This window comes from Nocardiopsis baichengensis YIM 90130, assembly GCF_000341205.1.
GTDB classification, from domain to species: Bacteria; Actinomycetota; Actinomycetes; order Streptosporangiales; family Streptosporangiaceae; genus Nocardiopsis_A; species Nocardiopsis_A halophila.
Genome location: NZ_ANAS01000020.1, coordinates 183505 through 207214 on the forward strand (window position 1 = coordinate 183505; position 23710 = coordinate 207214).

A 23710-nucleotide genomic window follows, 5' to 3' on the forward strand; every position below is an offset into this window, starting at 1 on the left:
TGACGCTGTCACGTTCGGTCCTCCAAGGACGGGGTCGGGGATCGGGTCGGTCGGCAGGGGCGCGTCGGTGCCGGTCACGTCTGGGGCGGCGGGACGGGTGTGCGCGCGACGCGTTCGGCTTCGCGGAGGATCGCCGTGCGGTAGGGCTCGCTCAGCCGCGCGACCGGGGCCAGGAGCCGGCACTCGTCGAACACGGCGTCGTCGAATGGCAGGGCGAACCCGGCCAGGGGCAGAACCTGCGGGCCGGACGGGTCCTCGAAGGCCTGTACGGCCCCGGGGTCGGCGGGGCGTCCCCGCCCGTCGAGCTCGGCGCCGACGACGAGCAGTGCGGCGCTGCCGGCCGTTCCACTGAGGACCCCCAGTGGGCCTCCGGCGGCCTTCAGCTCGCGCTCGATGTCCGGCAGGCGGCGGTCGGCCTCCAGCCAGCCGCCGAAGGCCAGCGCCGCCTCCAGCTCCAGTCGGGGCCAGTTCGCCAGGTAGTGCCGGTTGGCCGCGGTCGCGGAGCGCTCCTGGGCTTCCATGTCGCGCCGGTGGGGGAGGTGGAGGCCCACCACATCCTGGCCGAGGACGAGCGGGGTCCCCGTCCGCGCGATCCGCAGCCCCCACTCCTGGTCCTCAGGGCCCCAGCCCCGGAAGCCCTCGTCCAGCAGCAGGCCGTGGCGGTTCACGGTCGCCGTCGGCAGGGCCATGAAGCCGGTGCGGGCGAACGCCCAGGGGAAGCGGGCGAAGGCCGATGCGTACTCGGCCGACCAGCGCGGGTCCAGGCGGGCGCGCTCGGCGGCGTCCAGGCGTTCCAGGAGGCGTTCGCAGTGCTCGGGGGAAGGACGCTCGGACCCGGCGTCCGCGCCGTCGGCGGCCTCGTCGTAGCCGAGGATCTGGCCGAGTACGCAGACGTTCTGCCCGTGCCGGAAGTGGTGGTCGTACAGGTTGGCGAGGGCGTCGCGGGCCAGGACCACGTCCGCGTCGAGAACGGTGGTGACCCGTCCGCGCGCCTGACCGATCCCGAGGTTGCGCGCCCGGCTGGTATTCCACTCCTCCTCGGACAGGACCGAGACGATGCGCAGTCTGCCGGTGTACTCGCGGCAGAGGGCGGTGTACTCCGGGTCGTACTCCAGGGCCCCCACGACCACCTCGAATTCGGCGGGGTCCATCGACTGCGCGGCCAGGGAGGCGAACACGGCGCGGAGGTTGTCCAGGCGCTGCCGGTAGGGGATGACGATGCTGATCTTCAGGTCGCTCACGGGGGGTCCTCTCGATCGTCCGGCTCTGCGGAGGGGTGCGCCGGCGAGCCGGACCGTTCGGACGGTCGGCGGTGTCGGGCGGGGCCGACCGCAGGACTCTGCGACCGGTACCGCCGCCCGTCAGCGCAGAGAGCGCTGGGCCTCGGTGATCCGGCGAATCGCCTCGCGGTCCGCGGCGGAGGGGCGGCGGCGGTCGGCCAGGCCGGGGAACTGGCCCTGGAGGGCGCAGCGCAGCCGGAGCGCCGGCGGGGCGACGCTGACCTCGGCGAGGTCGGTGCGGACGGCCCGGACGACGGCCTCGGCCACCCGCTCCGGCGTGACGGTGCGCACGCCTCCGGGCACGGGGGCGCCGGTCGCGGCGAACATGCCGGCCTCTGCGACGAAGCCGGGCTGGATGTGCGAGACGCCGACTCCGCGGCCGCGCAGGTCTTGGCGCAGGGCGTGGGCGAAGCCGCGCAGGCCGAACTTGGTCGCGGTGTACAGGCAGGACTGCGGTGCGGCCGTCTTGCCGGAAAGGGAGCCGACGAACGCCAGGTGGCCGCGGCCGGCCTCGGCCATGTGCGGCACCAGCGCCCGGGCCAGGGCGATCGGTGCGCGCAGGTTCACGGCGAGCGCGCGGTCGATCTCCTCCTCGTCGTACTCGAGGAGGTCGCCGCTGGCGGGCAGGGCGGCATTGGCGATCAGGACGTCGACCGGGCCGCACCTTTGGGCCAGTCCCCGGACCGCCCGGGGGTCGGACAGGTCCGCGGCCACGGCCCGTGCCCCGAGCGCGGCGCCCATCCCTTCGAGCGCGTCGGCGTTGCGCCCCGTCACCACCAGGCGCGCCCCTTCGGCGGCGAGGCGGCGGGCGAGCGCGTGGCCGATCCCTCCGGTGGCGCCGGTCAGGAGCACGTTCGCTCCGGTGATGCGCATCGGGGCCTCCCACGGCAGTCCGCTGGTCGTGGCATTGCCATAAACTGACATAAGCGACGATACTCATTTGGCAAACTTTTGTCTAGAATGAGGCAGCAATGTGTCAATGCGGTCGGCGGCGCCGACCGCCGCCTTCGGGAAGGGGCCTCATGGAGAAGCGGGCGATCCCCCGGATCGGACGGAGCCTGTCCGTCATCGGCCTGGGAACCTGGCAGCTCGGCGCCGGCTGGGGCGAGGTCGGGGAGGAGGACGCGATCGCCGTTCTGGAGGCGGCGGTCGCGGCCGGGGTCACCTTCATCGACACCGCCGACGTGTACGGGGACGGGCGAAGCGAACGCCTGATCGGGCGGTTCCTGCGCGCGTCGGGGGTGTGGCCCCCGGACCTGCTGGTCGCCACCAAGATGGGGCGCCGCGCGCCTCAAGTACCGGAGTCCTACACCCTGGGGGCCTTCCGGAGGTGGACCGACCGGTCCAGGGAGAACCTGGGAACGGACATGCTCGATCTGGTCCAGCTGCATTGCCCGCCCACCGGGGTGCTCGCGTCGGAGGCGGTCTACGACGCGCTCGACACCCTTGTGGAGGACGAGCGCGTCGCCGCCTACGGGGTCAGCGTGGAGACCTGCGAACAGGCACTGACGGCGATCACGCGGCCGAATGTGGCGAGCGTCCAGATCATCCTCAACCCCTTCAGGCGCAAGCCCCTCGAACGCGTGCTGCCGGCGGCCAGGGAGGCCGGGGTGGGCGTGATCGCCCGGGTCCCGCTGGCGTCGGGGCTGCTGTCCGGGCGGTTCCACCGCGGCTCGGTGTTCGCCCCGGACGATCACCGCACTTTCAACCGCGACGGCGGTGCCTTCGATGTGGGGGAGACCTTCTCGGGGGTGGACTACGAGACCGGGGTCGAGGCCGCCGCGGAGTTCGGTGCGCTCGCGCCAGAGGGGGCGACACCGGCCCAGACGGCCTTGCGGTGGATCGCGCAGCAGCCCGGGGTCACGTCGGTGATCCCGGGGGCTCGGACAGCGGAGCAGGCGCGGTCCAACGCGGCCGCGGCGGATATGGGGGCCCTCGGCGAGGCGGAGACGGAGGCCGTCCGGGAGCTCTACGACCGGCGGATCCGAGACCAGGTGCACCACCGCTGGTAGCGGGCGGCAGGAGCCCCGCCGGGACCCCGCGGACCGGTGCGCAGCCGTCGGCAGATGTCCGTGGAGCGGCCGTGGAGGCGCGAGGGCCTCACAGAGGCGGCTGAGGCGGGCGTGCACCCGGCAGCGGAACCGGAAGGCCTTCTTCGCGGTCACGACTCTGGGCCCGCCCTCCGCCGCCCCCGGGGCCGCCTCCTCAGATCGTCGCGGTGTCGATGACGAACCGGTAGCGCACGTCGCTGGAGGTGACGCGCTCGTAGGCGGTGTTGACCTCGTCGGCGCGGATCAGCTCGATCTTCGCGGTGATCCCGTGCTCGCCGCAGAAGTCGAGCATCTCCTGGGTCTCGGCGATGCCGCCGATGAGCGAGCCCGCGATCTTCTTGCGGCCGCCCATGAGGGCGAAGAGGTTCACCGACACCGGCTCCTCCGGGGCGCCCACGTTGGCCAGCACCCCGTCGGTCGTGAGCAGGCCCAGGTAGGCGCTCATGTCGAGCGGGGCCGACACTGTGGACAGCACGATGTCGAAGGCGCCCGCCAGCTCCTCGAAGGTCGCCGGGTCGCTGGTGGCGAAGTACCGGTCCGCCCCCAGACTCAGGCCGTCGTCCTTCTTGCGCAGCGACTGGCTCAGCACCGTGACCTCGGCGCCCATGGCCTTGGCCAGCTGGACGCCCATGTGGCCCAGGCCGCCCATGCCGACGACGGCCACGCTCGTGCCGGGTCCGGCCTTCCAGTACCGCAGCGGCGAGTAGGTGGTGATGCCGGCGCACAGCAGCGGCGCCGCGGCGTCGAGCGGAAGCGCGTCGGGGATGCGCAGCACGTAGGACTCGTCGACGACGATCTGCTGCGAGTAGCCCCCGTAGGTGGGCTCGCCGCTCCGGTCGAGGGCGTTGTAGGTGCCGGTCATCCCCTCGGTGCAGTACTGCTCCAGGCCCTGGCGGCAGTAGGCGCACTCGCGGCAGGAGTCGACGAAGCAGCCCACGCCGACCCGGTCGCCGACGGCGTACCGGGTGACGCCGGGGCCGACCTCGGTGACGACGCCGGCGATCTCGTGCCCCGGCACCATCGGGAAGATCGCCTCGCCCCACCCCTCGTTCACCTGGTGGATGTCGGAGTGGCAGATGCCGGCGTACTTGATGTCGATCCGGACGTCGGACTCGCCCACCGGTCGGCGCTCGATGGTGGTCCGCTCCAGAGGGGCCTTCGCGGCGGGGGCCGCGTAAGCGGCGACGGATGTCATCTGGGTGGTTCTCCTCTTGAGGACGGGACGTCCCGGCCCTTCAGGGGCCGGGACTCGTCCATGGTTCCGCCGCTGCGCGCGGGGACCCAGACATCCGTTTTTCGTACGTTCGCCGTGCCTACCACCGGCAGTGTCAGGCAGGCGGCGCGAAGTGCACCGATACTGGAGGACATGACCGACGACCCCGCTGACGAGCCCGCCGCCGCGCAGCCTCCGGAGCCGAGCCCTTCGGAGGAGCAGCCCTTGGACCGGCGCGCCGAGCTGAGCGAGTTCCTGCGCAGCCGCCGCGCTCGCCTCACCCCGGAGGACGTCGGGCTGCCGCGCTACGGGCACCGGCGCCGCGTCCCCGGGCTGCGGCGCGAGGAGCTGTCCCAGCTGGCCGGGGTGTCCGCGGCCTATTACACCCGCCTGGAGCAGGGCAACGGCCGCAACGTCTCGGCCGAGGTCCTGGAGGCGATCGCGCGGGCGCTGCGGCTCAGCGACGCCGAGTACGCCCACCTGCTGCACCTGGCCAAGCCCAAGCGGCACAAGGTGCGGCGGGCGGCCGCCCAGAAGGTGCGCCCGGGGCTGCGGGGGCTGCTGCACACCCTGGAGGGGGTGCCCGCCTACGTGGTGGGCCGCCGGTCCGACATCCTGGCCTGGACCCGGGCCGCGGCGGCGGTCTTCGGGGACTGGGGGGAGCTTCCGGCGCGCGAGCGCAACTGGGCCCGCCTGGTGTTCCTGCGCGAGGACTACCGCGACCTGTTCGTCGACTGGGAGGGCAAGGCCGCGGACGTGGTCAGCTACCTGCGCATGGACGCCGGGTGCTACCCGGACGACCCGCGCCTGTCGTCCCTGGTGGGCGAGCTGTCGGTGAAGAGCGACGACTTCCGGGGCCTGTGGGCGGCCCACGACGTGAAGGAGAAGGGGTTCGGGGCCAAGGTCCTCAACCACCCGCTGGTGGGGGAGATGACGCTCTCCTACGAGACCCTGCGCCTGCCCGAGGACCAGGACCAGGCGCTCGTCGTCTACCACGCCGAGCCGGACTCCCCCTCGGCCGAGTCCCTGCGCCTGGTCACCGGCTGGGGCGCCGACGCCACCCGCGCCGGCGAGGCCGCCCGCCGGGCCTGACGCCGTCGGGGGCGGGGCCGCATACCGTGGGGGCATGCGCCTGACCTCGTTCTCCGATGTCGCTCTGCGGGTCGTGATGCGCCTGGCCGTGGCGGGGGAGGAGACGCTCACCACCCGCGATGTGGCCGGCATGGTCGCGGTGCCCTATACGCACGCGGCCAAGGCGGTGGCCCGGCTGTCCGAGATGGGGCTGGTCGAGGCCCGGCGGGGGCGGGGCGGGGGGCTGCGCCTGACCGGCGCGGGCCATACCGCCTCGGTCGGCGCGATCGTCCGGGCCCTGGAGGGCGAGGGCGACGTCGTGGGCTGCGAGGACGACCCGCCGTGCCCGCTGCGGTCGGCGTGCCGCCTGCGCTCGGCCCTGGCGCGGGCCCGGGAGGCGTTCATGGCGGCGCTGGACCCGGTCACCGTGGACGCGCTGGTCGCCGACCCGGTCGGCCCGGTCCTGGTCGGTCTTCCCGCGCGGCCCGAAGAGTAGCCCCGGGGAGCCCCGGCGCCCGAGGTGATCCGGGGCACGGCACCCCGGTGCACGGCGGCGGGGAAGCGGTTGTAATTTGCATTTGAGATACCAATTCAACCAACCCCGCCCTCTGGAGGTCGGATGCTCTCCGCAGAGTCCGCCGCGGCCGTGCGCGCCACCCTGCCCGCGGTCGCCGGGTCCCTGGACGCGATCACCGCGCGGTTCTACGACACAATGCTCGGCGACCGGCCCGAGCTGCTGGACGGGCTGTTCAACCGGGGGAACCAGGCCGACGGCGGGCAGCGGCGCGCGCTCGCCGCCTCCGTCGCCGGGTTCGCGACCGCGCTGCTGGAGCGGCCGGACGAGCGCCCGGACGCGATCCTGGAGCGCATCGCGCACAAGCACGCCGCCGTCGGCGTCACCGACGACCAGTACGTCGTCGTCCACAAGTACCTCTTCGCCGCGATCGCCGAGGAGCTCGGCGCCGCCCTGACCGCGGAGGCGGCGGCCGCCTGGGACGAGGTGTACTGGCTGATGGCGGGCGCGCTCATCGCCCGGGAGGCGCGCCTGTACGCCGGGGCCGGGGCCGAGGGCGGGGACACCTGGCGGCGGTGGGAGGTGGTGCGCCGGACCCCCGAGGCGCCCGGCGTCGTCTCCTTCACCCTCCGCCCCCGCGACGGCGGCCCGCTCCCCGGGGCGCGGCCCGGACAGTACGTCAGTGTGCGGGTGCGCATGCCCGACGGGGTGCACCAGCTGCGCCAGTACTCGCTGTCCGGGGCGCCCGGCGGGCGGACGCGCCGGATCACCGTCAAGGCCGAGCCCGGCGGCCCCGAGGGCGCGCCCCCGGCGGGGGAGGTGTCCAACCTGCTGCACGACACGGTGGAGGAGGGTGCGGACCTCACCCTCTCGGCCCCCTTCGGCGATGTGCGGCTGGAGGACGGCGACGGCCCGCTGGTGCTGGTCTCGGCCGGGATCGGGTGCACGCCGATCGCCGCGATGCTGCACCACCTGGCCGCGACCGGGAGCCGGCGCCGGGTGCTGCTCCTGCACGCCGACCGCTCGCCCCGGGCGCACGCGCTGCGGGAGGAGACGGCGGAGCTGGTCGACGGGCTCCCCGGCGCCGAGCGGGTCTTCTGGTACGAGGAGGGCGCCGACACCGGCGCACGCGAGCTGCCCGGGCGCATGGACCTGGACCGGGTCGACCTGCCCGCCGGCGCGGAGGCGTACATGTGCGGCCCGCTCCCGTTCATGCGCTCGGTCCGCACGGCCCTGATCGGGCGCGGCGTCCCCGCGCGGAGCATCCACTACGAGGTCTTCGGCCCCGACGCCTGGCTCCCCGGGGCCTGACCCCGGGCGGGCGCCGGAGGCCCCGGAACCGGGAAGGGAATTCGGCGGAGACACCGGAAGTCGTCCGTCCCGAAAACGGGGCGGACGGCCGTCCGAAACGCCGTTGTAGCGGGTCGTGGCGATTCCGTCAATTCGGAGGGCGTCCTCTTCCGGATAAGAGGTCGAATGGTTAATCTGTGCGGGAATCGACACATAAAGGAGCCGCATGACCTCCGTGCAGGGATTCCCGGACCTGTTGTCCCCGGAATTCGCCGAGGACCCCTACCCGGCCTACGGTGCCATGCTGGAGGAGGCGCCCCTCTTCTGGCACGAGCCCACCCAGAGCTACATCGTCTCCCGCTACGAGGACGTCGCCCGCGCCTTCAAGGACCCCGTCTTCACCACCGAGAACTACGGCTGGCAGCTGGAGCCGGTGCACGGGCGCACCATTCTGCAGATGAGCGGCCGCGAGCACGCCGTCCGCCGCGCGCTGGTGGCCCCCGCCTTCCGCGGCAAGGAGCTGGAGGCGCGCTTCCTTCCGGTCATCCGCCGCAACTCCGCCGAACTGGTCGACCGCTTCCGCGACAAGGGCGAGGCCGACCTGGTGCACGACTTCGCGCGCCGGTTCCCCATCAACGTGATCGTGGACATGCTCGGCCTGGACCGCGGCGACCACGACCGCTTCCAGGAGTGGTACTCCTCGATCATCGCGTTCCTGAGCAACCTCAGCCAGGATCCGGACATCGCCGCCGAGGGGATCCGGACACGCGACGAGCTCGCGGCCTACATGCTCCCCATCATCCGCGAGCGCCGCGCCGCCCCCGGCGACGACCTGCTCTCCCAGCTGTGCACCGCCGAGGTGGACGGCACCACCATGAGCGACGAGGACATCAAGGCCTTCGTCAGCCTGCTCCTGGCGGCCGGCGGCGAGACCACCGACAAGGCCATCGCCGCCATCTTCCGCAACCTGCTGGCCCACCCCGACCAGCTGGCGGCGGTGCGCGCCGACCGCTCGCTGATCACCCGGGCCTTCGCCGAGACGCTGCGCCACACCCCGCCGGTGCACATGATCATGCGCCAGCCGGCCGAGGACGTGGAACTGAGCACCGGCACCGTGCCCGCCGGCTCCACCCTCACCTGCCTGATCGGTGCGGCCAACCGCGACCCGAGGCGGTTCTCGCACCCGGACCGCTTCGACATCCACCGCGAGGACCTGCCCACCGACACCGCGTTCTCCGCCGCCGCCCACCACCTGTCCTTCGCGCTGGGCCGGCACTTCTGCGTGGGCGCGCTGCTGGCCAAGTCCGAGGTGGAGGTCGGGGTGAACGACCTGCTGGACGCCATGCCCGACGTGCGGGTCGCCGACGGCCACGAGCCCCGGGAGGAGGGGCTGTTCACCCGGGGCCCACTCACCCTGCCCGTGGTCTTCACGCCCGTGCGCTGAGCCCCCCCCGTGCGCTGAAACCCCGGCAGGCCGAGCCCCGCCGCGCCGTCCCGGCCCGCTTGCGCGCGGGGCCGGGACGGCGCGGCGCTCAGGCGCCCGAGACGTAGGCCGGGGTGAACCGCACCGGCAGCCGCTCCAGGCCGCGCATCCACACCGAGGGCCGCCACGCCAGGGACTCGGCCGGAACCGTGAGCTCGGTGTCGGGCAGCCGGTCCAGCAGCACCTCCACGGTGCTGCGGGCGATCACCTCGGCCACCTCCGGCGCCGGGTAGGGGCACCCGTGCTCGCCGTGCCCGAACGACAGGTGCGCCCGGTTGCCCTGCAGGTCCACGTCGGGCCCCAGGCTCCCGTTGGGGTCGGCGTTGGCCGCCGCCAGCCCCAGCACCAGCAGGTCGCCCGCGGCGATCCGGCGCCCGCCCAGCACCGTGTCCCGGGCGGCGAAGCGCCCGATGAAGTTCTGCGTGGGCGTGTCGTGCCAGAGCACCTCGTTGAGCGCCTGCCCCACGCTGGCCCGCCCGCCGGTCAGCGTCATCTCGAACCGCGGGTCGGTCAGCATCAGCCGCAGCGTGTTGCCGATCCAGTTGGCGGTGGGCTGCTGCGCGGCGGCGGTGACCACCAGCAGGTCCAGCACGATCTCGTCGTCGGACAGCCCGGCCGGGTGCGCCAGCAGCGCCGAGGGCACGTCCATGCCCGGCGCGCGCCGCTTCTCCTCCACCAGGCGGGCCATGGCCTCCTGCACCCGGGCGTAGGCCGGCATCGCCTCGGGGCCCACGTCCAGCGACAGCGCCACGTCCCGCACCAGGTCCGGGGTCTGCGACTCGGGCATGCCGAACATCCCGGCCACCGCCGCGATCGGGATGCGCATGGCGAACTGGGAGATCAGCTCGGCCTGCCCGCTCCCGGCGAACTCGTCGACCAGCCGGTCGGCGATCCGCTCGCACGCGCGCTGCAGGTCGAACTGGTCGACCTCGGACAGCGCGTCGCCGATGGCCCCGGCCCGGCGGCGGTGCTCGGCGCCCTCGGTGAACATCACCGAGGGGTTGTGCACCACGTAGGGCATCAGCGGCCAGTCCTCGGGCACACGGTCCCACTGGTTCCACCGGCGGGTGTCCCGGGCGAACAGCTCGGAGTCCTCGGTCACCTGGTGCACCTCCCGGTACCCCAGCACGAGCCAGGCGGGCAGGTCGCCGTCGAGCAGCACGGGCACCACCGGTCCGTGCCGCGCGCGCATCTGGGCGTACAGGGCGGCGGAGTCCTGCTGGAAGCGCTCCCCGTAGAAGGGCACGCGTTCCTCGGCGGCGGGGGCGTCGTTCGGTGAGGTGCGTTCGGTCACGATGCGGTCTCCCGGGCGGAGGGGGCGGAGGACAGCGCGTACAGGTGGTCGACCAGCGCGAGCAGCACCTGCTTGGAGGACTCGCGGTCGCGCGCGTCGCACTCGACGACCGGCACGCCCGCGGGCAGGTCCAGCGCCTCGCGCAGCTCGTCGAGGGTGTGCGCGACCGGCTCGAAGCGGTTCCGGGCGACGATGAACGGGATGCCGTGGTGCTCCAGGCGGTCGACGGCGTACCAGGAGTCCTCGATCCGGTGCGCGTCCACCAGCACCACCACCCCCAGCGTGCCGGCGAAGAGCTGGTCCCACAGGAACCAGAAGCGCTTCTGCCCGGGGGCGCCGAACAGGTAGAGCACCAGCTCCTCGTCCAGGCTGATCCGGCCGAAGTCGAAGGCGATGGTGGTCGTGGTCTTGTCGCGGGCGCCCGCGGTGTCGTCCACGCCGACCCCCGCCTGCGTCATCACCTCCTCGGTGCTGAGCGGGCGGATCTCGCTGACGGCGCGGACCATCGTGGTCTTTCCGACCCCGAAGCCGCCCACCACGACGATCTTCACCCCGTCGGAGGCGGTGGCCCGCAGCGGCGGCCGGGCGAGGCCCTCGGGGTCACAGGTTGCTGAGTCCAACGAGCACCTTCCTCAGGAAAGCGGGGTCGGGCAGCCGCGTACCGGTCGCGGCCGAAGAGGGGTGGCGGGCCGAGACCATGCCCCGGTCCAGCAGGTCGGCCAGCAGGATCTTGACCACGCTGACCGGGAGCGCCAGGTCCGCGGAGAGCTCCACCACCGAGGTCGGGCGGCGGGCGATCCGCAGGATGCGCGCGTGCTCGGACTGCATGCCGGGGGCGGCGTCGGACTCGCTCACCACGAGGGTGACCAGGTCCAGCCCGGTCTCCTCGGCGCGGCTGCGCCCGCCGGTGACGGTGTAGAGCCGGTCCGGGTCCTCCCCGTCGATCGCGCGCGGGCTCATACCGCGGGGCCGCCGGAGGCGGCGTGCCGGGGCGGGGAGGTGAAGAAGGCGCCGATCTGCTCGACGATCTCCTCCAGGTTGTGCCCGATCAGGCCGCTGTCGGCGTCCTCGGCGGCGATGAGCGCCACGTGCGCGCCGGGCCCGGCCTCCACGATGAACAGGATGCCGCCGTGGAACTCGGTCATCGAGCTGCGCACGCCTCCGGTCCCGTCGCCGAACTCGGCGGAGGCCCCGCCGGCCAGCGCCTGCACCCCGGCGGCGATGGCGGCCAGCTGGTCGGCCTGGTCGGCGCCGAGCCCCGGGGTGTGGCAGAGCTTGAGTCCGTCGCGGGAGAGCACCAGGGCGTGCCGGGCGCCGGGTGTCTCACCGACGAGCCTCTCCAGCGTCCATTCGAGGGAGGAATCGGTGGCGTCCATGCGCTCACTCCTATCTGTCGTCCGGTCGGGCGGGGCGGCGGGTCGGGCGCGTCCCCGGAGCGCGGCGGCCCGCCGCCGTCGGAGCCGGTACCGCCGGGCCGGGGTGCGGGCGGCGGTGCCCGCACCCCTGTGGGGATCGGTCGCGGGGGCCGGCGGCCGCGGCGTGTCCGTGCGGGCGGGGCGGGCGGAAGGCGTCCGGGGCGCCCGTCCCTAACCGCTGCTGTCGGCGTCCTCCGGCGGAGGGGAGGAGCCCAGGGGGAGCGGGCCGGTGTCGCCGCGCCGGGGTGCCCGGGTGCGGCTCTGCTGGAAGGCGCCGAAACGGTTGCCCAGCCCGGGCCGGGCGCCCTGGTCGGCTCCGGTCGCCGGTTCGGTCGGAGGCTCGGCCGGGCCGCCCGGCGGCGCGGTCCGCGCCTGGGCCGCGATGTCGGGGTCCGAGCGCAGGCTGTCGCCCCGGGGCCGCTTGGGCAGCGGGCGCTTGGGGCCGGTGCGGTCCGGCTCCGCGGGGGCGGGCTCGGGGCGCGGCGCGGGCTCCGCGGGTGCGGCCGGCACGGACGGCACGGAGGGCGCCTCGGGCACCGAGGGCGCTGACGCCGCGGGGGCGCCCGCCGCCGGCTCGGCCGGGGCCGAGCGCTGGGAGAGGGCCTCGGAAGCGGGTCGTCCGGGGGCCTCGGCCGGGGCGCCGTTGCGCACCGGGGCGGGCAGCGGGTCCTCCCGGGCGGAGGTGAGCAGGTGGTGGGGCAGCCGCAGCACCACGCCGACGCCGCCGCGCGAGGAGGGGCGGAAGAACACGTTCATCCGGTGCTTGCGGGCCAGCTGGCCGACGACCGCCAGGCCCAGCCGGGACCCCGACAGCCGGGTCAGGTCGAGCGGCTCGGTGCGCGAGACCGCCAGCTCGGCACGGGTCAGCGCCTGCGGGCGCATGCCCAGCCCAGCGTCCTCGACGGTGAACACCGCGCCGTTGTTCAGGTCCTCGACGTAGACGTGCACCTCCTCGGTCGGCGCCGAGAAGCGGGTGCCGTTGTCCATCAGCTCGGCCAGGGCGTGCATGACGTCCTCGGCGGCGTACCCGGCGACGGCCGAGCGGCTGCTGGAGTGCAGCCGCACCCGGCGGTAGGCGCTGATCCGGCCCATGGCGCCGCGCAGGATGCTCTCCATCCGGATCGGCTTGGTCCACCGCCGGCCGGTGCGGGCGCCGGTCAGCACCGCGATGCTGTCGGCGACCCGGCCGATCTGCGAGGTGTTGTGGTCCACGCCCATCAGGTCGCCGAGCATGTCGGGCGAGCAGCGGTCCTGCATGTCGCGCAGCTCGGCCAGGGTGCGGGTGCTCAGCGCCTGCACCCGACCGGCCGCGTTGGCACAGGCGGCCAGGGCGGCGGCGCGCCGCCGCTCGCCCACCGCGATCTCGCGGACCAGCAGGTCGAGCAGGCGGCGGTGGTCCGCGTCCTCGGGGACGGGCGTCTCGGAGAGCACGGTGGGGGCGGTCGCGCCCTCGCGGAGCCGGGCGACCGCGCCGGGCAGCACCCGCGTCGTCAGGTCGTCCAGGGCGCGGCGGCCGGCCTCCTCGTGCTCGCGGACGGCGTCCCGCTCCTCGCGGGCCGACCGCAGCTCCTCGTGCAGGCGGTCGCGTTCGGCGGCGCCGCGCTCGGCGCCGTCGGCGAAGCGCACCGCCAGGTAGCAGGCGGTGGCCGCGAAGGCGACGGTGGCCAGGGCGGCGACCGCGGTCAGGGCGTGGCCCCCGGGGAGCGCGTAGAGGACGGCGCCCCAGAGGATCACGCCGCCGGCGCCGGCGGCCAGGGCGGCGGCGGGGGCGCGCCAGGGGCCGGGTCCGCCCGCACGGGCATCGGGCGTCCGTTCCGACATTGATCACCTTCCACATGTCGCCGCGTGCGCGGCAGGGCGGGGCGTCCGCGGACCCGCGGGGAGGGGCGCGGACGGTGGAGAGATCGGCCCTGCGCTGCGTTTTTCTTCGCGGCCGCAAACCACCGGTCCGATAGGTGTACGGCACACGGGCATGCTGATTCGGCATTTACCGGGCTTGTAGGCCGGTGACGCGGTGAGCATCCTATTACCCGATCCCCCGTCCCGGTGACAGTGCGGAGAAGATCGGAGCCGACCGTCCTCGCCCTGCGAAACAGTGACGAAACGGACGAATTTTCGCCCCGTTCCTGCTGACACCGTCCCTGTCTTCCGGACGCGCCCGTGAGGACGTTGGGTCCGGTGGAACCACCGGTTCTCCCCGTGCTCCTGTAGACGCCCCGCTCCGCTCGGCCGATGGTCGATCCGCGGCGGAACGCCTCCGCCGCTTCCACGGAAAGGGGAACGACCGATGGCACGGCGGAACGCGCTTCGACGAGCCGGGGCCCTGGCCACGGGCATGGCCGCGGCCGCCGCCCTGGTCGGAGCGGTCTCACCGGCGCCCGCGGCGGCGGAGGCGGCGGCCGCGGAGGGGCCCTACGAGGCCGGGTACACCACGGAGTTCCGGCTCCGCGACCACACCGTCTACCGGCCGCTGGAGCTCCCCGAGGACGAGGACCTGCCGGTCGTCGTCTGGGGGAACGGGGGGTGCCTGGCGGACGGGACGATGTTCGAGGGGTTCCTCACCGAACTCGCCTCGCACGGCTTCCTCGTCATCGCCAACGGCAGGCCCGGGGGCGTCGGGCGCACCGACGCGGAGATGCTCACCGACGCGATCGACTGGGCCGTCGATGAGGACCGGCGTCTGTTCAGCGAGTACCGGGGGCACCTGGACACCGACAACGTGGCGGCCATGGGCCAGTCGTGCGGAGGATTGGAGGTCTACGAGGTCGCCGACGACCCGCGCATCACCACCACGGTGCTCTGGAACAGCGGGCTGCTCGACGACGGCGACGCCCATCCGGTCGACGCCCTGCACGCGCCCACCGCCTACTTCACCGGAGGCCCCGGCGACATCGCCCACGAGAACGCCCTGGACGACTGGGAGCGCCTGCCCGACGGGCTGCCCGCCTTCCTCGGCAGCCTGGACGTGGGCCACCGGGGGACCTTCGGCGAGCCCGGCGGCGGCGAGTACGGCCGGGTGGGCGCCGCCTGGCTGAAGTGGCGGCTCAAGGGCGACGGCCAGGCCGGCGGGGAGTTCACCGGCCCGGACTGCGGCCTGTGCTCCACCGAATGGGAGGTGACCCGCAAGAACCTCGGCTGATGGGCGGTCCGGCCCCGCCGACGAGGCCCCCGTCGCCGGATCGCGGCCGACGCCCTAGGGTTGCCCCGATCGGCCCGGGGGCGGTCCCGGACGGGTGACCGGAGAAGGGGAGTGGCGTCGGTGCTGGGCGGGATACCGGGTCTGCGGAGCGGTGCGGCGGTCCTCATGGCCGCGGCGGTCGCCGCGTCGGTGAGCGGCCCTGCGGGAGCGTCGGCCGACACCTCCGGCGCCGCTTCCGGCGAGGGCACCGAACCCCCGACGGCGCTGCCCGAGGCGGCGATGGTGACCGGCGGCGGAGAATGCCTGCCCCCTTCGGAGACGGTGATCGGTCGCGAGGTGTGGACCGAGGGAGCGCTCGGCCTCCCCGAGGCGCGCGGGTTCGCGGACGGCGGCGGGGTGACCGTCGCCGTCGTCGGCAGCGGAGTCGACGACACCGCCGCCGCCCTCGACGGCGCGGTGGAGGACGCCGGGCAGGACTGCGTCGGGTTCGGCACCTTCCTCGCCGGGATCGTCGCCGCACGCCCGCAGGACGACAGCGGTACGACCGGGGTCGCGCCGGCCGCCCGCGTGCTCGCCGTCGGGGTGACCGACGACCGGGGCGTGGCCGACGCGCAGGACCTGGCCGACGGCATCGGGCGCGCGGTCGACGGCGGCGCGGACGTGGTGCTGGTCGGCGCCCCGGTCCCGGAGGCCGGCGGCGGCTCCGGCAGAGGCTCCGGCGTCGGGGCGGCGCTGCGCGCGGCCGCCGACGCGGACGCCCTGGTGGTCGCGCCCGCCACGGTGCCCACCGACGAGGCCCCCGTCGCCGCGCTCCCCGGCTCGGCCCCCGGGGTGCTGGCGGTCGCGGCGACCGGACCGGACGGCGCGCCCGTCGCGACCGGGCCCGCCGTGGACGCCGACGGGGAGCCCGTCGAGGTGGACCTGGCCGCCCCGGGCGGGGCCGCGATGAGCGTCGGCCCCGGCGGCGACGGCCACTTCACCTCCGGCGGGGACGCGGTCGCCGCCGCCTTCGTCGCGGGCGCGGCCGCGCTGCTGCGCTCACACGAGCCCGGGTTGAGCGCCGCCGGGGCCGCCGAGCGGCTGACGTCGACCGCCTACCCCGCGCCCGGGGCGGCGTCCGCGACACTGCTGGGCGCGGGGACGGTCGACCCGGTCGGCGCGCTCACCGCGGTCCCGGCGCCGCAGGAGGCGGGGGCGGCCACCGAACCTGCGGCCTTCTCACCCGACCCCCCGACCCCTCCGACCGTCGGCCGCACCCTCGCCGTGGCGGGAGGATCTGCGCTGCTGATCCTGGTCTCGGCCCTCGGGGCCGCCGCCGTCCGGTACGGACGCGCCCGCGGTGCCTGAAGGCGGACACCGCTCCGGCTACCGGCGGGCGGCCTCCTCGGTTTCGGGGTCCAGGGCCAGGTGCACCTGGACCGGGTCGCGGCGGTCCAGGCGCAGTGCCCGGCCCGGCGGGAGCGTCCGCGGGCGCAGTGAGCCGAACAGGACCCCCTCCGACGGCGGGCAGGACAGCACGATGCTCGGCGTGTTCGCGTCGATCAGCATCCGCAGTGCCGGTTCGCCCATCGCCCGGCTGAACCCGCCCGCCCCGCGGGCCAGGATCAGGTGCAGCCCGATGTCGGCGCCGAGCGGCAGCATGTCCAGCAGCGGGGCGAGCGGCCCCGGCCCACCGGTGCCCAGCAGGTCGTAGTCGTCGATCACCACGAACAGCTCCGGCCCGGTCCACCAGGAGCGGGCGCGCAGCTCCTCCGGGGTGACCTCGGGCCCCGGCAGCCGCGGCTTCAGTGCCTGGGCCGCGGCGTTCATCATCTCCTGGGCGCTCGCCCCGGTGACCGCGTACCCCAGCCGCTGCTCCTCGGGGATGGCGTCGAACAGCCCGCGCCTGGGGTCGACCACCACCACGCGGGCCTCCTCGGCGGTGTACCGCTCCCGGATCGCCCGTGTGACCAGCCGCAGCAGGTTGGTCTTCCCGCTCTCGGTGTCGCCCACCGCCAGCATGTGCGGGGAGGTGGCGAAGTCGTGCCAGAACGGCTCCAGGCGCCGCTCCTCCAGCCCGAGCGGCACGCGCGGCCCCTCCTCGACCGCGGGCATCCCGGCGGCGGGCAGGTGCAGGGGCAGGGTGCGCACCGGCGGGGCGGGCGGACCGTCCCACGCGTCGGCGACCGCCCGAACCAGCCCCTCCAGGCCGGAGGCGACGGGGGCCTCCGCCGTGCCGGTCCCGCCGTCGCCGGCCGCGGCCCCGCCCGGCCGGTCGTCGGCCCCGTCCGCCAGCCGGGGGACCGCGGTGAGGAAGTGCTTGAGCTCGTCGGTCAGGCCCCGCCCCGGGACCCGCGGCACCGTCTCCGCCTTGCGCATGTTGATCGCCGAGTCCACCGCGTCGCCCAGCCGCAGCTCGAACCGGGTGCCCAGCAGGTCGCGCAGGCTGGACTGGACGTCGGCCCAGCGCGGGGACGCCACCACCAGGTGCACCCCGTAGCTGAGCCCCCGCTGGGCGATCTGCACGATGTCGGGGATCAGGTCCATCATGTCCTGGCGGACCGTCGCCCACCCGTCGATCACCAGGAACACGTCGCCGTACCGCTCGTCGGCGAACTCGCCCCGGGCGCGGCGGCGCCGGTAGTCGGCCATCGAGTCCACGCCGTGCTCGGCGAACACCCGCTCCCGCCGCCCCAGGAGCGCCGTCATCTCCGCCACGGTGCGGTTGATCCGCTCGCTGTCCAGCCGTCCGCACACCCCGCCCACGTGCGGCAGGTCCGCTGCCGCGCGCAGCGTGCCGCCGCCGAAGTCGAGGATGTAGAACTGCGCCTGGGCCGGGGTGTTGGTGAGCGCCAGGGCGGAGATCAGGGTGAGCAGCAGGGTGCTCTTGCCCGACTGCGGGCCGCCCACCACCGCGGTGTGCCCGCCCGCCCCTCGCAGGTCCGCCGTCAGCGGGGTGCGCAGCTGCTCGAAGGGCCGGTCCACCTCGCCCAGCGGCACGCTCAGCACCGGCTCCCGCGACCACGACGGGCCGCGCCCGCCGAGCCCCGCGGCGGCCAGCAGGTGCCCCAGGGCCGGGGGCGCGTCCAGCGGCGGCAGCCACACCCGGCGGGCGGGCGGCCCGGCGCCGCGCACCGCCTCCAGGGCGGTCTCCAGCAGGCTCTCCGCGGGCTCCTCCTCCGGCTCCTCGGGCTCCGGGGCGGCCGCGGGCGCCGACGCGGCCACGTAGGCGGCCAGCAGCGGGGCGACCTCTCCGCCCGCCGCCGCGGTCCGCACCGGCCGCCGCCGCGCCCGGTAGGGGCCGGAGACGTAGGCCGCCTTGAAGCGCGCCAGCTCGTCGGTGTCGATCTTGAGGTAGCCGTTGCCCGGGGCCGGGGGGAGCTGGTGGGCGTCGGGCACGCCCAGCACCCCGCGGCTCTCCATCGCCGAGAAGGTGCGCAGCGCGATCCGGTAGGACAGGTGGCTCTCCAGCTGGTGCATGCGCCCCTCGTCCAACCGCTGGGAGGCCAGCAGGAGGTGCACGCCGAGGCTGCGCCCCAGCCGCCCGATCATCACGAACAGGTCCATGAAGTCGCGGTGCGCCGCCAGCAGCTCGCTGAACTCGTCCACCACCACGAGCAGGGTCGGCATCGGCTCCATGCCCGGGTCGGAGCGGCGCGCCTTCTCGTACTCGTGCACGGAGCTGAAGTTCCCGGCGGCGCGCAGCCGCTCCTGGCGGCGGATCAGCTCGCCGTGCAGCGCGTCCTGCATCCGCTCCACCAGCGAGGTCTCGTCGGCGAGGTTGGTGATCAGCGCCGAGGTGTGGCTCAGCCGGTCCAGGCCGATGAACGTCGCCCCGCCCTTGAAGTCGACCAGGACGAAGTTGAGGGTCTCCGAGGAGTGCGTGAGCGCCAGCGCCAGCACCAGGGTGCGCAGCAGCTCGCTCTTGCCCGACCCGGTGGCGCCGATCAGCATCCCGTGCGGCCCCATCCCGCCCAGGGCCGACTCCTTCAGGTCCAGCTCCAGGGGCGCCCCGGACTCGGTCATCCCGACCGGCACCCGCAGCCGGTGCTCGGGGCGCTCCCCGCGCTCCCACTGCCGGTGCGGGTCCCAGGTGTGCAGGTTGGCGATGCCCAGAAGCGTGGTCAGGTCGAAGTCGGTGGTCAGCGGCTCCACCACGTCCGCGGACACGCTCATCCGGTACGGCGCCAGCAGTCGCGCCAGGGCGCGGGCGCGCGGCTCGCCGAGCCGGTCCGGGCGGCCCAGCGGGGCGAACACCTCCCGGCCGGACCGGTCCAGGTCGGCGACCTCCACCTCGTCCCGCCCCACCCGCAGCGACAGGGTGTGCGGGGCGCCGTCCCAGGGCCGTTCCGCCCCGACCTCGACGACCACGGCGTTGCGGTAGCCGCCGCCGGCCATCCGCGCGCCCTGCGGCACCCGGCCGCCGTCCACCAGCACCACGGTGAACGGCTCCTCCCGCCCGGGGGCGGCCTGCGGGTCGAAGCGGGGCCGGTCGGACAGGTCCGGGCCGATCAGCCGCTCCAGCTCCACCGCGTCCGGCGCGATCAGCCGGACCGGCCCGGCGCCGTCCCGCTCGGCGGGGTGCAGGCAGTGCGGCAGCCACTTGAGCCACTCCCAGCGGGCCGTCCGGTCGTCGCCGACGCACGCGGCGATGCGCAGCTCGTCGGGGGCGTGGAACACGGCGAGCTGGCCCACCACGGCGCGGGCCATGGCGCGCGCCGCCTCGGCGTCGCCGCGCAGCGCGATGTGCGCGTACCCCCGCAGGTGGATGGAGACCGGCAGGTCGGCGACGGTGGAGTAGGCGGCGATGAACCGGCGCAGCGCGTGCGCCGAGAGCGGCTCCAGGTCCTCCACCGGCTTGGTGGACAGCGGCGCGATGGAGGCGTTCAGCGGCTGCCGCCCCACGGCGAACCGCACCTCGCCGAAGTCGCCGTGGGCGGCGCGCCGCTCCCACAGCCGGGTGGTGCGCACCAGGGACCACAGCGCCTCGGGGTCGGGGCCGTTCCAGGCGCGCGCGTCGCGCTGGGCGGCGACCAGCTCGCGCACCCGCCCCCGCATCCGGCCCAGGTAGCGCAGGTAGTCGCGGCGCTCCCCGGCCAGCGCCCGGCGCCGTTCCAACCGGGTGCGCAGGTACTGCCCGCCGAGCATGGCGACCGCGCCGACCAGCATCATGCCGCCGGCGACGTAGGGCATGGCGCCGCCCAGGCCGCCGCCGCTTCCGGGGCGCAGGAACAGCATGACCATGGCGAGCGAGCTGAGCGCCATCGGCAGGTACATGAAGACCGCGCCCATGCCGCCCTGCTGCTCGGGCAGCACGGGGGGCTCCTGGAGGGCGAGCTCCCCGGAGGGGAGCTCGGGGCCGGGCCGACGGGCCGGCCGGCGGACGATGAGGGTGCTCACGGCTGCACGGACCCCCGGTTCTGTTCGATCGGACAAAAGTGCTGGCAATTGATGGCCGAACGGCCGATCAAGGGCCGCCCGCATTGCTCTACGATGACCGTCCCCACTGGTGACCGGATATTAATCGAAGCGTCATACCGGCAATTCTGCGAGTGGTGCTAACGTAGCGGAGCATTTGCCGCCCCGCGGCCGGGAGTCCGCTCATATGAGCGCTCGGAGGCCTTACGGGGTGGGGGTTATCGGTGCCCAGGAACGAAAACACCCGGGGGTAGTATGGCCGAGTCCGCCGCCGCGGAATTGTGTCGTCTCACCATTCGGGCGCCCGAGTCCTCCTTTGAAATCGCCGTGCCGTGTGACGTTCCTCTCGCTGAACTCGTCCCCACTTTCCTGCTCTATGCCGAGCGCGACGGCGAAGACCTGGACGAGAACGGGCTGGACCACTCCGGGTGGGTTCTGCAGCGGCTCGGCTCGCCGCCGCTGGACGAGGACGGCACCTGCGAGTCCCTCGAGCTCTTCGACGGCGAGGTGCTCTACCTGCGCGAGCGCCGCGACCAGATGCCCCCGGTGCACTTCGACGACCTGGTCGACGGCGTGGCCACCGGCATGGCCGAGCGCCCGGACCGGTGGGGCCCGGCCGCGGCCCGCCGCTGGCTGACCGGCGCCGGTGCCGCCACCCTGGCCGCCGCCCTGGTCCCGGCCGCCCTGCTGGGCTTGACCGGCACGGGCGCCGCCGTCGCCGGCGGGACCGCGGTGCTGATGCTGCTGGCCACCGCGGCGGCCGGGCGGGCGCTGGCCTCCGCCGAGGCGGCGGCCGCCACCGGCACCGCCGCGGTCCTGTTCATGGCCTTCGCCGGGGCCTGCGCGCCCGACGGCGACCCCGGCGCCGCGCTCACCGGGGCGCGGATGCTGGCCGGGGGCGCGGCCGGAACCGGTGCCGCGGTGCTGGCGGTGGCCGCGGCCGCCGGGTGCGTTCCCTTCTTCACCGGCGTCGGGGCGCTCGCCGCGTTCGGCGCCGCCGCCGGGGCGCTGCTGATGTTCTGGGGCGGGGTCCCGGCGCCGGGGGTGGCCGGGCTCTCGGCCGGGGCGGCGGTGCTGCTGGGCACCTTCGCGCCCGCCACGGCCTTCCGCATGGCCGGGATGCGCCTGCCGCCGCTGCCCTCCGGCGCCGACGAGCTGCAGGAGCACATCGACCCGCACCCGGCCCGCGAGGTGCTGGACCGCACCCGCCGCGCCGACTCCTTCCAGACCGCCCTGCTGGCCGCGGTCGGGGCGGTGTGCGCGGCGGCCCTGGCCGTGCTGGCCCTGCACCCCGGATGGCTGCCCACCGGCCTGGGCGCGGCCCTGTGCCTGGTGCTGGTGCTGCAGGCGCGCGGGCTCGGCGGCGCCTGGCAGCGGGCGTGCCTGCTCGTGCCCGGACACCTCGGCGCGCTCGCCCTGGCGCTGGGCGCCGCCGCGCTCGGCGGCACCGTCGCCCGCCTGGCGGTGTTCGGGATCCTGCTGGCCGGCGCGCTGGCGCTGGCGGTGGCCGGGTGGTCGGTGCCCGGCAACCGGGTGCTGCCGCACTGGGGGCGCGCCGGCGAGCTGCTGCACAGCGCCGCCGCGATCGCGCTGGTGGTCCTGGTCCCGGCCAACCTGGGCCTGTTCGGTCTGCTGCGCGGGATCGGCGGATGAGCGCGGACGGCGGGAGGCGGCGATGAGAACGCGGCGCGACCAGGTCCAGGCGCACGGCTTCCTGGTGGGGCGGCTGTCCACCGCGATGCTGGAGGCCGACCCGGACGCCCTCGAGGCCCCGATGGGCCGCACCCGCACCGGGGCGGCCATCGGCCTGGTGCTGGCCCTGCTGATCGGGGCCGGGTTCCTCGTCTTCGGGCTCATCTTCCCCGGCAACGCCACGTCGTGGCGCAGCGAGGGCACGGTGGTCGCGGCCGAGGACGGCGGCGGCCGGTACGTCTACTCCGACGGCGCCCTGTGGCCGGTGGCCAACCAGGCCTCGGCGCTGCTGCTGGGCGAGCCGGTGCAGGTGTCGGCCGCCTCCCTGGAGGGCACCCCGGTCGCCTCGCCCATCGGCATCGCCGGCGCGCCCGACGCGGTGCCGCCCGCGGACGCCGAGGACGAGGAGCCGTCGGTGTGGCAGGTGTGCGCGGTCCCGGTGGCCACCGGGCAGGACGAGGACCCGCAGGCGCTGACCGCGCTCACCCTGGGCGGCGACGAGGGGCGCCCGGTCGCCGCTGACCGGGCGGTGCTCGCCGCCGGCCCGGACGGAACCCGCCACCTGCTGTGGCGCGGCGAGCGCCTGCGCCTGGACGCCGAGCACGGCGCCCTGGAGGCCCTCGGGTACGGGACCTCCCCCGCCCACCCGGTGTCCGCGCGGTTCCTGACCGCGCTGCCCGAGGGCCCCGAGCTGGCCGCGCCCGGCGTGGAGGGAGCGGGCGGCGAGGGGCCGCGGATCGGGGGCGAAGCGCGCCGGATCGGCCAGGTGTTCACCGTCGACGGGCAGGGCGCCGACCAGTACTACGTCCTGGAGCGCGGGGGCCTGGCGCCCACCGGGGCGGTCCGCGCCCGGCTGCTGCTGGCCGACCCGCGCACCGAGGAGGCCTACCCCGGCGGCGACCCCGAGGCGGTCCCCCTGGACGCCGCCGACGTCCGCCCCCACCTGTCGGACGACGGCCCCGACGACGGGGGCCTGCCCGCCGAACCGCCCGAACTCGCCGAGAGCGGAGGGGCGGCGCTGTGCGCGGTGGACCGGGGTGAAGGGCCCGCCCTGGCCTTGCGGGCCCCCTCCACGATCACCGCCCGCGCCGCCGAGCCGCCGCCCGGCGCCGCACCCGCCTGCGCGCCGCCCGACCTGGTCGGGGTGCCGGCCGGGGAGGGCGGCCTGGTGCGCGCGGCCCGGGCCGGGGGGCGCGCCGACCGCGGCGCCTACTACCTGGTCACCGATGCCGGGGCCAAGTACCCCGTCCCGGACGCCGAGTCCGCCGAACGGCTCGGCCACCCGCCCGGCGGCGCGCGGGACGTGCCCGCCGCGGTGCTGGACATGCTGCCCACCGGCCCCGAACTGAGCACCTCGGCGGCGGCGCGCCCCGCCGCCGACCCGGCGCCCCCGAAGGACCCGGACTGCCCGTCCGGCTGAGGGCGGACCCGCAGGAGAACGCGACACGGTTGAGGAGGAACACCCGATGAGCGAACGGTTCGGCAGTACCGACCAGGCGATGCGCGAGGGCAAGGACGCGATGGAGACCGCGCACTCCACCTGCAACGGGGTCTACACCCAGGTGGACTCCACCCGGGACATGCTCGGCGGCAACTGGCAGGGCGGCGCGGCCGCCCGCTACGACACCGCCCTGGTGAAGTGGCTGGAGGAGCTCCGGCTGATCACCAACGACATGAACGACATGATCGGCATCCTCGGCGGCACCGAGCGCAACTTCCACGAGATGGAGGACGCCAACATGGTCACCGCCGACTGGGCCAGCCAGCTCAACCCGAACCAGCGCGACGCCGGCGCCGGACGCTGACGCCCCTCCCGCCGACGGGACCCCCACCCCCACGACCCCAGGGCAGCACGGCCCACGAGGAGAGGA

General features: G+C 75.2%; 19 protein-coding genes. 10 read left to right on the forward strand and 9 right to left on the reverse strand.

Translation table 11 applies throughout. The features are described from left to right. Positions 1–74: 74 nt before the first annotated feature. Together C892_RS0117535 and C892_RS0117540 are read right to left on the reverse strand one after the other, a co-directional pair. Positions 75–1241, reverse strand: a complete 1167-nt coding sequence (locus tag C892_RS0117535; RefSeq protein ID WP_017558247.1) for a glycosyltransferase family 2 protein — start codon at positions 1239–1241, stop codon at positions 75–77. 120 nt (positions 1242–1361) lie between these two features. Further along, positions 1362–2153: an SDR family NAD(P)-dependent oxidoreductase gene (locus C892_RS0117540; RefSeq protein WP_017558248.1), complete on the reverse strand. Its 792-nt coding sequence runs from the start codon at positions 2151–2153 to the stop codon at positions 1362–1364. Positions 2154–2302: 149 nt separating this feature from the next. Between C892_RS0117540 and C892_RS0117545 the strand changes: the two genes are divergently transcribed. Further along, positions 2303–3292: an aldo/keto reductase gene (locus tag C892_RS0117545; protein ID WP_017558249.1), complete on the forward strand. Its 990-nt coding sequence runs from the start codon at positions 2303–2305 to the stop codon at positions 3290–3292. 193 nt (positions 3293–3485) lie between these two features. Here C892_RS0117545 and C892_RS0117550 read toward each other — a convergent pair whose 3' ends face one another. Continuing rightward, positions 3486–4526, reverse strand: a complete 1041-nt coding sequence (locus C892_RS0117550; protein ID WP_017558250.1) for an NAD(P)-dependent alcohol dehydrogenase — start codon at positions 4524–4526, stop codon at positions 3486–3488. A gap of 171 nt (positions 4527–4697) precedes the next feature. Between C892_RS0117550 and C892_RS0117555 the strand changes: the two genes are divergently transcribed. The 4 genes from C892_RS0117555 to C892_RS0117570 all read left to right on the forward strand — a co-directional run bounded on the left by C892_RS0117555 (position 4698) and on the right by C892_RS0117570 (position 8863). After that, positions 4698–5636, forward strand: coding sequence for a helix-turn-helix domain-containing protein (locus C892_RS0117555; protein WP_017558251.1), 939 nt, complete (start codon positions 4698–4700; stop codon positions 5634–5636). Between the two features lie 34 nt (positions 5637–5670). After that, complete coding sequence (locus C892_RS0117560) at positions 5671–6111, forward strand: RrF2 family transcriptional regulator (protein WP_017558252.1); 441 nt, start codon at positions 5671–5673, stop codon at positions 6109–6111. 123 nt (positions 6112–6234) lie between these two features. Beyond that, on the forward strand, positions 6235–7440 hold the full coding sequence (locus C892_RS0117565; protein WP_017558253.1) for a globin domain-containing protein: 1206 nt from the start codon (positions 6235–6237) through the stop codon (positions 7438–7440). Positions 7441–7645: 205 nt separating this feature from the next. After that, positions 7646–8863 carry a cytochrome P450 gene (locus tag C892_RS0117570; RefSeq protein WP_017540766.1) on the forward strand — a complete coding sequence of 406 codons (1218 nt, stop codon included), beginning with the start codon at positions 7646–7648 and terminating at the stop codon, positions 8861–8863. An 88-nt stretch (positions 8864–8951) separates the two neighbouring features. On the opposite strand, the gene C892_RS0117575 is transcribed toward C892_RS0117570, so the two are convergent. The 5 genes from C892_RS0117575 to C892_RS0117595 form a co-directional block, all read right to left on the reverse strand. Continuing rightward, positions 8952–10196 (reverse strand): cytochrome P450, encoded by a 1245-nt coding sequence (locus C892_RS0117575; RefSeq protein ID WP_017558254.1) that lies wholly within the window; start codon positions 10194–10196, stop codon positions 8952–8954. Next, a complete protein-coding gene (locus tag C892_RS0117580; protein ID WP_017540764.1) occupies positions 10193–10816 on the reverse strand; it encodes a GTP-binding protein in 624 nt (207 codons plus the stop codon). Before C892_RS0117580 ends, C892_RS0117575 begins: the two co-directional genes overlap by 4 nt. Beyond that, the gene (locus C892_RS0117585; protein ID WP_017540763.1) at positions 10797–11156 is read right to left on the reverse strand and encodes a DUF742 domain-containing protein; all 360 of its coding nucleotides are present in this window, start codon (positions 11154–11156) and stop codon (positions 10797–10799) included. The genes C892_RS0117580 and C892_RS0117585 overlap by 20 nt, the downstream gene beginning before the upstream one ends. Continuing rightward, positions 11153–11572, reverse strand: coding sequence for a roadblock/LC7 domain-containing protein (locus C892_RS0117590; protein ID WP_017558255.1), 420 nt, complete (start codon positions 11570–11572; stop codon positions 11153–11155). The genes C892_RS0117585 and C892_RS0117590 overlap by 4 nt, the downstream gene beginning before the upstream one ends. A gap of 210 nt (positions 11573–11782) precedes the next feature. Then, positions 11783–13432, reverse strand: coding sequence for an ATP-binding protein (locus C892_RS0117595; protein WP_026124449.1), 1650 nt, complete (start codon positions 13430–13432; stop codon positions 11783–11785). A 466-nt stretch (positions 13433–13898) separates the two neighbouring features. Between C892_RS0117595 and C892_RS0117600 the strand changes: the two genes are divergently transcribed. Together C892_RS0117600 and C892_RS0117605 are read left to right on the forward strand one after the other, a co-directional pair. Further along, positions 13899–14750 (forward strand): alpha/beta hydrolase, encoded by an 852-nt coding sequence (locus C892_RS0117600; protein ID WP_026124450.1) that lies wholly within the window; start codon positions 13899–13901, stop codon positions 14748–14750. Positions 14751–14915: 165 nt separating this feature from the next. Next, positions 14916–16097: a S8 family serine peptidase gene (locus C892_RS0117605; protein WP_017558257.1), complete on the forward strand. Its 1182-nt coding sequence runs from the start codon at positions 14916–14918 to the stop codon at positions 16095–16097. A gap of 18 nt (positions 16098–16115) precedes the next feature. Here C892_RS0117605 and C892_RS0117610 read toward each other — a convergent pair whose 3' ends face one another. Then, positions 16116–20129: a type VII secretion protein EccC gene (locus tag C892_RS0117610; protein ID WP_017558258.1), complete on the reverse strand. Its 4014-nt coding sequence runs from the start codon at positions 20127–20129 to the stop codon at positions 16116–16118. Positions 20130–20402: 273 nt separating this feature from the next. Here C892_RS0117610 and eccD point away from each other — a divergent pair, with 273 nt between their 5' ends. From eccD to C892_RS0117625, 3 genes are read left to right on the forward strand one after another with little or no spacing between them, the layout of a single operon-like run. Continuing rightward, positions 20403–21800, forward strand: coding sequence for a type VII secretion integral membrane protein EccD (gene eccD / locus C892_RS0117615; protein ID WP_026124452.1), 1398 nt, complete (start codon positions 20403–20405; stop codon positions 21798–21800). Positions 21801–21822: 22 nt separating this feature from the next. Next, positions 21823–23259, forward strand: a complete 1437-nt coding sequence (gene eccB / locus C892_RS0117620) for a type VII secretion protein EccB (RefSeq protein WP_017558260.1) — start codon at positions 21823–21825, stop codon at positions 23257–23259. 46 nt (positions 23260–23305) lie between these two features. Beyond that, a complete protein-coding gene (locus C892_RS0117625; RefSeq protein ID WP_017558261.1) occupies positions 23306–23644 on the forward strand; it encodes a WXG100 family type VII secretion target in 339 nt (112 codons plus the stop codon). Positions 23645–23710 lie beyond the last annotated feature (66 nt).